Source organism: Oceanobacillus rekensis, assembly GCF_002153375.1.
GTDB lineage: Bacteria > Bacillota > Bacilli > Bacillales > Amphibacillaceae > Oceanobacillus > Oceanobacillus rekensis.
Genome location: NZ_MTBQ01000004.1, coordinates 105,760 through 120,085, shown reverse-complemented (window position 1 = coordinate 120,085; position 14,326 = coordinate 105,760). Strand labels below are relative to the sequence as shown.

General features: G+C 41.5%; 11 protein-coding genes. All 11 read left to right on the top strand.

Annotated elements, in window-relative coordinates; genetic code table 11:
• The first annotated feature begins 132 nt into the window (after nucleotides 1-132).
• The 11 genes from BV906_RS11400 to fba all read left to right on the top strand — a co-directional run bounded on the left by BV906_RS11400 (nucleotide 133) and on the right by fba (nucleotide 14,250).
• Complete coding sequence (locus BV906_RS11400; RefSeq protein WP_087973661.1) at nucleotides 133-1,320, top strand: acetyl-CoA C-acetyltransferase; 1,188 nt, start codon at nucleotides 133-135, stop codon at nucleotides 1,318-1,320.
• A gap of 32 nt (nucleotides 1,321-1,352) precedes the next feature.
• Complete coding sequence (locus BV906_RS11395) at nucleotides 1,353-2,204, top strand: 3-hydroxybutyryl-CoA dehydrogenase (RefSeq protein ID WP_087973660.1); 852 nt, start codon at nucleotides 1,353-1,355, stop codon at nucleotides 2,202-2,204.
• Nucleotides 2,205-2,234: 30 nt separating this feature from the next.
• Nucleotides 2,235-3,371, top strand: coding sequence for an acyl-CoA dehydrogenase (locus tag BV906_RS11390; RefSeq protein WP_087973659.1), 1,137 nt, complete (start codon nucleotides 2,235-2,237; stop codon nucleotides 3,369-3,371).
• A 12-nt stretch (nucleotides 3,372-3,383) separates the two neighbouring features.
• Nucleotides 3,384-4,523, top strand: a complete 1,140-nt coding sequence (locus BV906_RS11385) for an acyl-CoA dehydrogenase (RefSeq protein WP_087973658.1) — start codon at nucleotides 3,384-3,386, stop codon at nucleotides 4,521-4,523.
• A 274-nt stretch (nucleotides 4,524-4,797) separates the two neighbouring features.
• Nucleotides 4,798-5,739 carry a methylmalonyl Co-A mutase-associated GTPase MeaB gene (gene meaB, locus BV906_RS11380; RefSeq protein ID WP_087973657.1) on the top strand — a complete coding sequence of 314 codons (942 nt, stop codon included), beginning with the start codon at nucleotides 4,798-4,800 and terminating at the stop codon, nucleotides 5,737-5,739.
• A complete protein-coding gene (locus BV906_RS11375; protein WP_087973656.1) occupies nucleotides 5,736-6,347 on the top strand; it encodes a TetR/AcrR family transcriptional regulator in 612 nt (203 codons plus the stop codon). The genes meaB and BV906_RS11375 overlap by 4 nt, the downstream gene beginning before the upstream one ends.
• Nucleotides 6,348-6,379: 32 nt before the next feature.
• Nucleotides 6,380-9,622, top strand: a complete 3,243-nt coding sequence (gene icmF / locus BV906_RS11370; RefSeq protein WP_087973655.1) for a fused isobutyryl-CoA mutase/GTPase IcmF — start codon at nucleotides 6,380-6,382, stop codon at nucleotides 9,620-9,622.
• 368 nt (nucleotides 9,623-9,990) lie between these two features.
• Nucleotides 9,991-10,488 carry a DNA-directed RNA polymerase subunit delta gene (gene rpoE / locus BV906_RS11365; RefSeq protein WP_087973654.1) on the top strand — a complete coding sequence of 166 codons (498 nt, stop codon included), beginning with the start codon at nucleotides 9,991-9,993 and terminating at the stop codon, nucleotides 10,486-10,488.
• Nucleotides 10,489-10,808: 320 nt separating this feature from the next.
• The gene (locus BV906_RS11360) at nucleotides 10,809-12,422 is read left to right on the top strand and encodes a CTP synthase (protein WP_087973653.1); all 1,614 of its coding nucleotides are present in this window, start codon (nucleotides 10,809-10,811) and stop codon (nucleotides 12,420-12,422) included.
• 477 nt (nucleotides 12,423-12,899) lie between these two features.
• Nucleotides 12,900-13,271 (top strand): response regulator, encoded by a 372-nt coding sequence (locus BV906_RS11355; RefSeq protein WP_087973652.1) that lies wholly within the window; start codon nucleotides 12,900-12,902, stop codon nucleotides 13,269-13,271.
• A 124-nt stretch (nucleotides 13,272-13,395) separates the two neighbouring features.
• A complete protein-coding gene (gene fba / locus BV906_RS11350) occupies nucleotides 13,396-14,250 on the top strand; it encodes a class II fructose-1,6-bisphosphate aldolase (protein ID WP_087973651.1) in 855 nt (284 codons plus the stop codon).
• Nucleotides 14,251-14,326: the final 76 nt, after the last annotated feature.

The window sequence follows — 14,326 nt, the reverse complement described above, 5'->3', positions numbered from 1 at the left end:
AGGGGCTTGCTTTGGAGACCCCTCTATTATTCGGATTGTGATGAGCGAACGTTCAATTGGAGTTTTTTCTCGGAAAGTTAAAATGGCATTAGTATAAAATAAATATAGTTTAAGAGAGGAAGAAGAAAATAGGTGAGAAAAACAGTTATCGTTTCAGGAGCAAGAACACCATTTGGAAAGTTTGGTGGAGGTTTGAAACCTTTTATCGCATCACAACTTGGGGGAAAAGCAATAAAGGAAGCATTGAACCGTGCTGGGATGGACGGTTCCGAAATTGATGAAGTAATCATGGGTACCGTCTTGCAAGGTGGACAGGGTCAGATACCTTCCCGCCAGGCTGCACGTGTTGCAGGTATACCTTGGGAAGTGAAAACAGAAACAATTAATAAAGTATGTGCTTCAGGACTTCGCAGTGTAACACTTGCAGACCAGCTAATTCGCCTTGGTGATGAGGACACCATTGTAGCGGGTGGGATGGAAAGCATGAGCAATGCACCGTATTTTCTACCGGATTCACGCTGGGGAAGTCGAATGGGTGATAAACGCGTTGTTGATATGATGGTCCATGATGGATTGACTTGTACATTTACCGGAGATCATATGGGTAATTATGGAAACAAGACGGCGGAGGAACTTGAGCTTACAAGGGAGTCACAGGATGAATGGTCTTACCGCAGTCACACGCGTGCTATCCAAGCGATAGAAGAAGGCAAGTTTGCAGAAGAAATCGTTCCTGTTGAAGTTCCGGTACGTAAAGGCAATCCAATCATTGTGGATACAGATGAAGCACCACGGAAAGATACGACAATCGAGAAGTTAGCAAATTTGAGATCTGCTTTTAGTAAAGACGGAACAATTACGGCTGGAAATGCACCAGGTGTCAATGATGGGGCATGTGCATTCGTCGTTATGGGAGATGACAAGGCAGCAGAACTTGGAAAAGCGCCAATGGCAACCATAATTGGTCATGCAGAGGTTGCAGTGGAAGCAAAGGATTTCCCGAAGACGCCGGGACTTGTCATTAATAAATTGCTTGAGAAAACCGGGCATTCTAAAGAGAAAATTGATTTATTTGAAATTAACGAAGCATTTGCTGCAGTATCCCTTGCAAGCGGGAAAATTGCCGGTATTGATAACGATAAAGTTAATGTGAATGGTGGTGCCGTTGCATTGGGTCATCCGATTGGTGCAAGTGGCGCAAGAATCATTTTGACATTAATTCATGAACTGAAACGACGTGGTGGTGGCCTAGGAATTGCAGCAATTTGTAGTGGTGGCGGCCAAGGTGACGCAGTGTTAATTGAAGTACCAAAAGCTTAGTCAATAAATTCAGGAGGAGGGCTTTCACACAAATGGTAATCCAAAAAGTAATGGTAATTGGAGCAGGACAAATGGGAGCGGGAATTGCCCAAGTTTGTGCCGGGTCCGGTTTTGACGTGTTACTCCATGATATGAACGAAGAAGCAATGCAAAAGGGACTCGAAAATATTGAAAAACGACTGGGCCGTAATGTGGAAAAGGGGAAAATATCTGCAGAAGTTAAATCAGCTACCATGAAAGGATTATCCCCTTCCAGTGAATTAAAAGATGTAGCCACATGTGATTTAGTTATTGAGGCGGTCATTGAAAATATGGATGTGAAAGCAAAGGTCTTCCGTGAATTGGATCACTATGCACCAAAACATGCAATCCTTGCTTCCAACACATCCTCCCTACCAATAACCGAAATTGCGGCTACTACCGATCGACCTGAACAAGTCATCGGGATGCATTTTATGAATCCGGTTCCAATTATGAAACTCGTGGAAATTATTCGCGGACTGCAAACAAGTGATGAAACCTATGAAGCTATTAAGGTGATGACAAATAAATTGAGTAAGACACCTGTTGAAGTAAAGGATTTTCCTGGTTTTGTATCCAATCGTATCCTAGTGCCGATGATCAATGAAGCGATTTATACGGTATATGAAGGTGTAGCATCACCTGAAGATGTTGATCAAGTCATGAAACTCGGGATGAATCACCCGATGGGACCTCTTACCTTGGCGGACTTTATCGGATTAGATACATGCTTGTACATTATGGAAGTCCTTCATGAAGGCTTTGGCGACAGTAAATACCGTCCATGCCCATTACTGAGACAATATGTAAAAGCTGGCTGGCTCGGCAAGAAATCGGGCCGAGGATTCTATCAATACAGCTAGTAACCCACACCCTAAGAGAGGTGCATGAATATGATAATGAATTTTACCGAAGAGCAAAATATGGTAAGGAAGATGGTTCGTGATTTTGCCCAAAAAGAGGTTGCTGGTGAAATTGAAAGAATGGAAGCGGAAGACCGTTTCCCGATTGAAGTTGTCAGGAAAATGGGTGAGCTTGGCTTAATGGGCATACCAATCCCTGAAAAATATGGTGGCGGTGGAATGGATTTCACATCCTATATCAGCACGATTCATGAACTTTCGAAAGTGAGTGCAACCATTGGAGTCATATTATCCGTGCATACATCTGTTGGAACAAATCCGATCTTATATTTTGGAAATGATGAACAAAAGAAACGATTTATTCCGAAGCTTGCGAATGGGGAATACCTTGGTGCCTTTGCACTGACAGAGCCTGGTGCAGGTTCAGATGCAGGCAGTTTAAAAACGAGCGCTAAAAAGGCTGGTGACAACTATATTCTCAACGGTTCAAAGGCTTTCATCACCAATGGCGGTGTGGCAGATACATACATCACCTTTGCAAGGACTGGTGAGAACTTCAAAGATATCAGTGCATTTATCGTTGAAAAGAGTTCACCTGGCCTAGTCATTGGAAAAAAGGAGAAAAAGATGGGACTCCATGGATCAAATACTGTCGAGTTGATTTTTGATAACTGTGTCGTTCCAAAAGAAAATCGCTTAGGTGAAGAGGGCAAAGGGTTCCAAATTGCGATGGCCAATCTGAATATTGGTCGAATCGGGATTGCAGCTCAGGGGCTTGGAATCGCCGAGGCAGCACTTGACTATGCAGTAGCATATGCAAAGGAAAGAGAACAATTTGGTAAGCCAATCGCAGCGAATCAGGGCATTTCCTTTAAACTCGCTGATATGGCAACAGCAGTTGAATCTGCAAAACTGCTAACTTATCACGCAGCAAACCTTATCGAAAAGGGAATTCCTTGTGGAAAAGAAACATCGATGGCAAAGATGGTTGCGACAAAAGCGGCAATGACGAATGCAATTGAAGCGGTTCAAATCTTTGGTGGCTATGGTTATACAGAGGAATATCCTGTTGAACGGTTATTTCGCGATGCAAAGGTAACGGAAATATATGAAGGAACAAATGAAATTCAACATATCGTTATTGCCAAGCACCTATTAAATAATTGAGGAGAAATTTGGATGAATTTTAACTTAACAGAAGAACAAGTGATGCTCCGTAAAATGGTCCGTGATTTTGCAGAAAAGGAAGTAGAACCAACAGCAGCTGAGCGTGATGAGGAAGAGCGCTTTGACCGGGCTATCTTTGATAAAATGGCTGAACTTGGCTTGACCGGAATTCCATGGCCGGAAGAATATGGTGGAATTGGTTCAGATTATGTCAGTTATTGTATAGCGGTAGAAGAACTATCCAGAGTTTGTGCATCGACTGGTGTAACATTATCTGCCCATCTTTCTTTGGCAAGCTGGCCAATTTATAAATATGGGAATGAAGAACAGAAGAAAAACTTCCTCACACGACTGGCAACAGGTAAAGCATTGGGTGCTTATGCCTTATCCGAACCTGGCGCAGGGAGTGACGTCGTATCCATGAAAACAACCGCAAAAGAAGCTGGCGATCATTACGTACTTAACGGAAATAAAGTTTGGATCACAAACGGCGGGGTGGCAGATATCTATGTCGTCTTCGCTAAAACAGATGCTGATGCCAAACATAAGGGAATCAGTGCATTTATCGTTGAAAAAGGGACAGAAGGATTTTCATTCGGAAAAAAGGAAAAGAAACTCGGAATCCGCTCCTCTCCAACAACAGAATTAATTTTCGAAAACTGCCGAATACCAAAGGAAAATATGCTTGGTACAGAGGGAGAAGGATTTGCGATTGCTATGAAAACACTTGATGGTGGCAGAAACGGAATTGCCGCTCAAGCTCTTGGCATTGCACAGGGTGCCCTTGATGCAGCAGTCGAATATGCAAAAGGTCGTGAACAATTCGGAAAGCCAATCGCAAATAATCAAGGGATTAGCTTTAAACTCGCAGACATGGCAACTGATATTGAAGCGGCCCGTCTATTAACCTATCAGGCTGCCTGGCTGGAGTCCGAGGGTCTCCCATACGGAAAAGCATCGGCCATGTCCAAACTATTCGCCGGGGATGCTGCAATGCGCATTACTGTGGAAGCAGTCCAAGTATTTGGTGGCTACGGCTATACAAAGGATTACCCAGTTGAGCGCTACATGCGTGATGCCAAGATTACGCAAATCTATGAAGGAACAAATGAAATACAGCGTCTAGTGATTGGGAGAATGCTGACGAAATAGCGTGCGGCTTGAGACAATGTGCCTTATTCGCGGAATCTCACGCCAAAATCGCGGAATCACGCACCGGAATCGCGGAATAAATATGATAATCGCGGAATCACGCACCGGAATCGCGGAATAAATATTATAATCGCGGAATCACGCACCGGAATCGCGGAATAAATATTATAATCGCGGAATCACGCGTCAAAATCGCGGAATAAATATGATATTCGCGGAATCACGCGCCGAAATCGCGGAATCACGCAACTAAAAGGGGAAAGGAGCACCAACCATGCATGAGATCGTTGAACGGATGAAGCAAACGGATGTACGCGCTCTGGCAAGGGCAATTACGATGGTGGAGAATGACCATCCAGAGAAGCTCGCACTGTTGAGTGATGTGTTTTCCATGAAGAAACAGGCCATTTATGTGGGGCTAACAGGATCACCTGGTGCGGGGAAAAGTTCCCTCGTCAATCGACTTCTTACACATATCCGCGCCGAGGGTAAAACCGTTGCTGTCCTTGCCGTAGATCCTACCAGTCCATTCAGTGGTGGTGCATTGCTTGGTGATCGTGTTCGGATGAATCAGCATTTCACAGATGACGGTGTCTATATTCGAAGCATGGCAACCCGCGGAAGTCTTGGTGGTCTTTCACGAGCGACAAAGGATTCGATACGCATATGTGATGCATATGGATTTGATGTTGTAATTGTTGAAACGGTTGGTGTCGGCCAATCCGAACTTGATATTATGAAGGTCGTTGATACAACTGCTGTTGTTCTCACGCCAAATAGTGGCGATGTTCTGCAAATTTTCAAGGCAGGAATCATGGAAATTGCCGACCTTTTTGTCATCAATAAGGCAGATTTGCATGGTGTGGGAAAACTAAGAGCACTTTTACGTGAACTTGTTATGATGTCTGCAACCGAGGAACATATTATACCGATTGTTAAAACGATAACAACTGAAAATAAAGGAATCGATGAGCTCTGGGAGAAAATTAACGAGCATCATGACTATTTGTATTCCACCAACATTGGGAAAAAACAACGCGAACAGCAGTTGGAACTTGAAGTATATGAACTGATTCGTGAAGAGATTTGGCGGGATATAAGAGTTTTTATGGAGAAAGGGGCGGACCTTCCTGCAATAGAAGCGGATACAGATCCATATAAGCTTGCAAGTGACTTGTTTGCAAAGTGGAAAAAGGAAGGTGGGATGGCAACGTGAACGAGGAGAAAATCCTTTCATCTGTTAAAGACCAGGAATTAGTAAAGAAGCGGAGAAACCAAATCATTAAAGGTGCAATTAAACTTTTTAAGGAGAAAGGATTCCATCGAACGACAACAAGGGAAATCGCAAAGGAGTCCGGGTTCAGCATTGGGACGCTTTATGAATATATCCGGACAAAGGAAGATGTTTTATTCCTAGTCTGTGATTCCATCTATGAACAAGTGCAGGAGCGAATTGCTTTGGCTGTTGACCTGGAGTATCCATCCATTCCCAATATGCAAAAAGGCATTCGTTCTTTTTATTATTTAATGGATGATATGCAGGATGAAATCGTTATTCTGTATCAGGAAGTTAAATCACTGAAAAAGGAAACACGGAATTATGTCATGCAAAAGGAACGTGAAATGGTCAAACTTATCGAGAAAGTTATTCATGCATGTACGGAAGGTAAACTCTCCAAACAGGAAGTAATACTGCTTGCAAATAACATTGTTGTCGAGGGGCATATGTGGGGCTTCCGTAGATGGATTTTGCAAAAACAATTTTCACTGGATGAATATGTCGACATGCAAATGAAGCTGATTGATTACGCAATCCAAAAATGAAACCGCTTTATTTTATGGAAGGAGGATGAATAATGGAACAAGTTGACGTTTATTCACCAAAAAATCCTATTCGATTTGTGACTGCTTCAAGTCTATTTGATGGGCATGATGCATCCATCAATATTATGAGGAGAATTCTGCAGGCGAGTGGGGCAGAGGTCATTCATTTAGGTCATAACAGATCGGTGGAGGAAGTCGTACATGCTGCCATACAGGAGGATGTTCAAGGCATTGCCATGTCATCGTATCAAGGGGGACATGTCGAATATTTTAAATACATGGTGGACCTGCTGAAGGATCTGGATGCTGAGCATATTAAAGTTTTTGGCGGTGGCGGCGGGACGATTATTCCACGCGAAATTAAAGAGCTCCATGATTATGGTGTCGATTGGATTTTTTCACCAGAAGATGGTCGTAAATACGGATTGCAGGGCATGATTAACCGCATCTTAGAACAGTCTGATTTTATCCCGCCAATCAATCTGGAACAGGATTTGGAAAAACTTTTGCAAGGTGATCGGAATGCAATTGCAAAGTTTATTACGTACGTGGAAAGTGATCAAACAAATCCGGATGAATTGCAGCAGGTCTTAGCATCTCTTAAAGAAGTAGGGAATAAAGATATTCCCGTTCTTGGTATAACCGGAACAGGTGGTGCAGGGAAAAGTTCATTGACAGACGAATTGATCCGGCGGTTTATGAATGAGGTGGCAGATAAGAAAGTAGCAATTATTTCCATTGATCCAACAAAGCGAAAAACAGGTGGTGCATTGCTTGGAGACCGAATCCGCATGAATGCTATTTTCACGGACCGTGTTTATATGCGATCACTCGCAACAAGGGACTCTAGGTCAGAATTGTCCAAAGCAATTCAGGATGTTATTGATGTCGTAAGAGCTTCGGGATATGACTTCATTATTGTGGAAACGAGTGGAATCGGTCAGGGAGATGCGGCAATTACAGATATTACCGATCTTTCCATGTACGTCATGACTGCGGAATTCGGGGCGCCGACACAGTTGGAAAAAATAGACATGATCGATTATGCAGATTTTATTGTGATTAATAAGTTTGAACAAAAGGGATCCGTGGATGCCCTAAATCAGGTCCGCAAACAATATGAACGAAGCCATATGCTTTTCCATCAGGATAAAAATAAGTTTCCAGTGTTTGGTACCATCGCAAGTCAGTTCAATGATGCTGGCACAAATGCATTATTTGCGTCACTGATTGATACATTAAATGAAAAATATAGTTGGGATGAAAAGGTGGATTTTGACAGAACGATCATTTCAGAAAAGCAAAACAGTATTATTAACAATGATCGCAGACATTACTTGCGAGAAATTGCTGCACATATCCGTAACTATCACGAGCGTGCTGAGAAGCAAAGCAAAATCGCAAGACAACTTTATCAGCTGGAGGGAACAAGGGGAGTTTTGGAAGATCCAGCTGTACTGGAAGTTATTGATCAAACAATTGAAGTGTACCGTGACCAACTGGATTCTGAATCGAAAAAATTGCTTAACACCTGGGATACACTAAAAGAAAGCTATCGTGGGGATACGATGACTTTTTCCGTCAGAGATAAAGAAATTGAAATGGATATTACGACCGAATCATTGTCAGGGATTAAAATTCCAAAAGTGGCCTTCCCAAGATTCCAGGATTGGGGCGAACGTCTGACGTGGTTGCTGAAAGAAAATGTGCCGGGATTCTTCCCGTTTACCGCAGGCGTTTTTCCATTTAAACGAAAGGGTGAGGACCCAACACGGCAGTTTGCTGGGGAAGGGACACCAGAACGAACCAACCGCCGCTTCCACTATCTTTCTAAAAATGATGAGGCAAAAAGATTATCGACTGCATTTGACTCGGTTACATTGTATGGCGAGGACCCAGCTGAACGACCGGATATATACGGAAAGGTTGGAGAAAGCGGGGTTAACATCTGTACGCTGGATGATATGAAAAAGCTGTATGATGGTTTTGACTTAACGAATCCACTTACATCTGTTTCCATGACGATTAATGGACCGGCACCAATTATATTGGCCATGTACTTTAATACAGCGATTGATCAGCAAGTAGATAAATTCAAAGCAGATAACGACCGTGAACCAAGCGAAGAAGAATATATTGAATTAAAGGATCAAACGATTTCTGTCATCCGTGGCACGGTACAGGCAGATATTTTAAAAGAGGATCAAGGACAGAATACATGTATTTTCTCAACCGAATTTGCATTACGAATGATGGGAGACATTCAGGAATATTTTATTGAAAAAAATGTCCGCAATTATTATTCTGTTTCCATTTCTGGTTATCATATTGCGGAAGCTGGTGCAAACCCGATTACACAGCTTGCCTTCACGTTGGCAAATGGTTTTACGTATGTGGAATATTATTTAAGCAGAGGGATGGATGTTAATAAATTTGCGCAAAATCTATCATTCTTCTTTTCCAATGGACTGGACCCGGAATATACGGTAATCGGTCGTGTTGCACGCAGGATTTGGGCAATTACGATGCGCGATAAATATGGTGCCAATGAGCGCAGTCAAAAGTTGAAATACCATGTTCAAACATCCGGCCGCTCCTTGCATGCACAGGAAATTGATTTCAATGATATTCGGACAACATTACAAGCACTGCTCGCGATTCAGGATAATACGAATTCATTGCACACAAATGCATATGATGAAGCCATTACAACACCGACAGAGGAATCAGTAAGACGCGCCATGGCGATTCAAATGATTATTAACAAGGAATTGGGACTCGCAAAGAACGAAAACTCTCTCCAAGGATCATTTATTGTCGATGAGCTAACAGACCTGGTAGAGGAAGCGGTATTACAGGAATTTGAGAATATGAATGACCGTGGTGGCGTACTCGGAGCAATGGAAAGACAATACCAACGCGGCAAAATCCAGGAAGAATCTTTGTATTATGAAGGAAAAAAACATTCCGGAGAACTTCCGATTATCGGTGTTAACACGTATTTAAACCCGAACCCACCATCCGACGAAAAAATAGATTCCATGGAACTAGCACGTGCTTCCAAAGAAGAAAAAGAACATCAAATCACCGAACTGCGCAAATTCCAAGCAACCCACCAAGACAAAGTTGAAGAAGCACTGAACAACCTAAAACAAGTAGCAGCATCCGGCGAAAACATATTCCAAGAACTCCTAGAAACCGTCAAAACAGCCAGCCTAGGCCAAATCACCACCGCCCTCTATGAAGTAGGAGGACAGTATAGAAGGAATATGTAAAAACGAAATGCGGAAACGACTGCCCAGAAACGCAGGCATAAGCAAAACGCCGAAAAGCGCACGGTTTTGGCGCTCGGAGTGTCCATTGCCCATGCCCCGTAGTCGCTAGCCCCTGCGAAACTAGACAGGGGAGAAATGCGGAGGCGACTGCCCAGCAAAAGCAAAAAGCATGGAAAAACGAGGGAAACTAGCCCTCAGGGCATTCCATGCTTTTTTTCTGGCTTCTTGCATATATAATTGGTTATAATGTAAGATATGTTTATTCTAAATGAAAAATGGTATAGTAGAGAGTATTCAAGTACGTCTTATTCATAATTATAAAATGGGCGTAAAAGCCATCAATATAACAGTAAAGGGAGTGCATGGCCGTGAGTTTGAAAAACTTTAGCCGCGAAGAATTAAAAGATTTGTCAATGATCGAAATGGCCAGTAAAATCTTGTTGGAAGAGAAGAAAGCAATTAATTACAAAGAAATATTCGAGAAAATTGCCGAACTCAAAGGTTTTACAGCAAAACAAAAGAAAGAAGAAATTTCTCATTTTTATACAGATATGAATGTTGATGGTAGATTTCTTACGCTTGGTTCTGGTATGTGGGGACTTAAACGCTGGTATCCAGTAGAGCAGGCGGAGGAAGAATTAACGGAAGAACCGAAAAAGAAGAAGAAAAAGGCGACGAAAAAGAAGAAAAAAGCTGAAGTTGAAGAAACCGAAGAGCTTGATATCGTCGATGACGAAATTGCAGAAGTTGTTGCTGATGACTTTGACGACGTGCTTGATGACGATGATTTCGATGAAGAATTTGACGACGATGATGAGGAATTGGAAGAAGAAGTTGACGAAGAAATCGATGAAGATAAGAAATAAAGGGCTGCTTGACAATTTGAAGAAGTAAAAGTACAATCTTTATTGGGCTCTTTGAATTCGAAAACCAAAGCGTTTCCCCATGTTGTATGGGGAAACGCTTTTCTTATTGCATAGGAGATTATAAATAAAATTGGTAGGTTATGGATAACTTATAAATAGATACCACGTCTAACTCCATACCTGTTGGACTTCCTTCATTTCCATAATCTAAATCAACGTCAGTTCGGTAACCTAGCTTTAAGTTTTTGATTTTTATTTTCACATTGTTAAGGCATTAATAAATCATATACTAAGAACAAGGATAGAAAGAAGGATGAATCGTGACTAAATATATTTTTGTAACTGGTGGAGTTGTTTCTTCATTGGGTAAAGGAATTACCGCTGCATCACTTGGGCGCTTATTGAAAAACCGTGGTTTAAAGGTGACAATCCAGAAATTTGACCCATACATTAATGTGGACCCGGGAACAATGAGTCCATATCAGCATGGTGAAGTATTTGTAACGACTGATGGCGCAGAAACGGACTTGGATCTGGGGCATTATGAGCGTTTTATTGATATTGATTTAACTAAATACAGTAATATTACAACAGGAAAAGTATATTCCAGTGTCATTCGAAAAGAACGTCGTGGTGACTATCTTGGAGGAACTGTACAAGTAATTCCCCATATCACAAATGAGATAAAAGAACAGGTTTACCGTGCAGGCGAAGCAACAGGTGCAGATGTTGTCATTACGGAAATCGGTGGTACGGTTGGTGATATCGAATCCTTGCCATTCCTTGAAGCCATCCGCCAAATCAAGAGTGATGTAGGTCGAGATAGTGTCATGTACTTGCATTGTACACTTGTGCCATATATTAAAGTTGCTGGTGAAATGAAAACAAAACCAACCCAGCACAGCGTGAAAGAATTACGGTCATTGGGCATTCAGCCGGACGTTATCGTTTTACGTACCGAGTTCCCCATTAGCAAAGAAGCTAAAGAGAAAATCGCATTATTCTGTGATATCAATGAAAAAGCGGTTATTGAAATGCTTGACGCCGATACATTGTACCAGGTTCCAATCGCACTCCAGGAACAAAATCTCGATCAATTGACATGTGATCACTTTGGTTTGGACTGTGGTGAAGCAGATATGGATGAATGGAAAAAACTCGTATCCAAAGTTAGGAATTTAAGCAAAAAAGTCGACATCGGCCTTGTAGGAAAATATGTTGAGCTTCCAGACGCTTATTTATCTGTAGTGGAGTCATTGAAGCATGCAGGGTATGATTTCGATGCGGACATTAATGTTCACTGGATTAACTCAGAGCAATTGGATAAAGCAGCAATTGAGACAGAGCTTTCACATGTGGACGGGATTATCGTTCCAGGTGGATTTGGTGATCGTGGAATTGATGGTAAAATTGAAGCGATTCGCTATGCCCGCGAAAATAATATTCCATTTTTCGGAATCTGCCTAGGAATGCAACTTGCATCCGTTGAATTTGCCCGTAATGTCGTAGGACTTGAAGGTGCACATTCAGCTGAAATTGACCCTAACACACCATATCCAATTATTGACTTATTGCCTGAACAGAAAGATATTTCTGATATGGGTGGTACATTAAGACTTGGAGCATATCCATGTAAACTGCAAGAAGGTACGAAAACAAAAGAAGCATATAACGGGGCTGATACGATTGAAGAACGTCATCGTCACCGTTATGAATTCAATAATGATTATCGTGAACAAATGACTGAGAAAGGCTTTATCTTTTCTGGTACAAGCCCTGATGGCAGATTGGTGGAAACAATCGAACTAAAAGACCACCCATGGTTTATTGCATGCCAATTCCATCCTGAGTTTACATCCCGTCCTACAAGAGCGCAAAGCTTATTCAAAGGCTTTATCGGTGCCTCTGTAGAACAAAACAGCAAAACGAACTAAATAAATGATTGACCACTCGAATGGATAAATATCTTTGAGTGGTCTTTTTTAGGTTGATTTCTAAATTATCCACAATGCAGTTCCACCAAAAGAGATAGGACCCCGCATTGCTTGTCCCAATAAAAAGATTTGTTGTTTTTAATATAAAATCTATAAATTGCGACGTAACTGCTGGTTTTCTAACAGTATGCAGAAACTTCGGCGACCGTCTGGGAAATACACTGCGCACATCCGCCCAGAGCGAACCCGGACGAAAGCATAGCACTCGTCTTGGATATCAGGCAGAAGTAACGTCGTAGTTTATTTTAACTGCGAAGGTAAAAAAGCAACAAATATTAACGAAAGAATCTTTTGTATATTCGACACAATTCGGGGGGATGGCAGCCGATTTCACCAAATTTCGAAGTTAGGCAGGATTTTTGTAGAGTTTTATAGAAGTAATAGTTAAGGGGATATATTAAAGCAGGGGGCAATAATGTGGAGGAAGAAAAGGGGAAAGAGATTTTAATTGTTGATGATCAGCGAGGGATTCGTTTGCTTATAACTGACATTTTAACGGGAGAAGGCTATCAGGTATCACAAGCGAGTACCGGTAAAGAAGCAGTGGAGCAAGTTAATAACAAGTCTTTTGATTTAATGGTTCTGGATTATAAATTACCGATTATTGATGGGAAAAAGGTTTTGGAAATATTGGAGAAAGATGGAAGGGAAATTCCTGTTATAGTGATGAGCGGTATGGCTGAAAATATTAGTGCAGAAATCGAAAAAATTAAAATGGTCAAGAAAATTATCGCAAAACCTTTTAATATAAAGGATTTCTGCATGCAAGTAGAAGAAGTTTTATTGTAAGAATGTTCTTTTGCATTTCTTAGTTGTTGCGCCAATGAGTTGAAATTGGTATTCTTACAATGTAACTAAGTTTATTTCAGACAAAATTCTTGTATAAGAATAATAGCTCTAAGGAGGATTTTCAATGCCATTAGTATCTATGAAAGAAATGCTTGAAAAAGGAAAAAAGAATGGTTATGCAGTAGGACAATTTAATATTAATAACTTGGAATACATCCAAGCTATACTGCAGGCTGCAGAAGAAGAAAAGTCACCAGTAATTCTTGGCGTTTCTGAAGGTGCAGGCAAATATATGGGCGGCTTTAACGTTGTCGTTGCTATGGTTAAATCTCTTATGGAATCATATGGTACTACAGTGCCAGTTGCAATCCATTTAGATCACGGTTCAAGCTTTGAAAAATGTGCACAAGCTATTCATGCAGGATTTACTTCTGTAATGATTGATGCTTCACATTCTCCAATAGAAGAAAATGTAGCTTTAACTCAAAAGGTTGTAGAATTAGCTCATATTCATGGCGTATCTGTTGAAGCCGAAGTTGGTACAGTAGGTGGAGAAGAAGATGGCGTTATCGGTGGTGTTATGTACGCTGATAAGGATGAATGTAAACAGCTTGTTACTGAAGCTGGAATTGACTGTCTTGCTCCAGCATTAGGCTCCGTGCATGGTGAATATGATGGAGAACCAAACCTAGGATTTGCAGAAATGGAAGAAATCCTAAATCTTGTACAAGTACCATTAGTACTTCATGGCGGTACAGGAATTCCAACGAAAGACATTCAAAAAGCTATTTCTCTTGGAACAGCTAAAATTAATGTAAATACAGAAAATCAACTTGCACAAGCTAAAGCGGTTCGTGAAACACTAAATGCGAAACCAAAACTTTATGATCCACGTAAGTATCTTGGACCGGGATCAGAAGCAATCAAAGAAACTGTAAAAGGTAAAATGCGCGAATTCGGCTCAGCACAACAAGCATAACAAAAGCGGAGGTCTCAGGAAGCCTAATAGTCCCTAGCCCCCGCACAGCTAGCCGATTTTCACAGTAAAATAATAT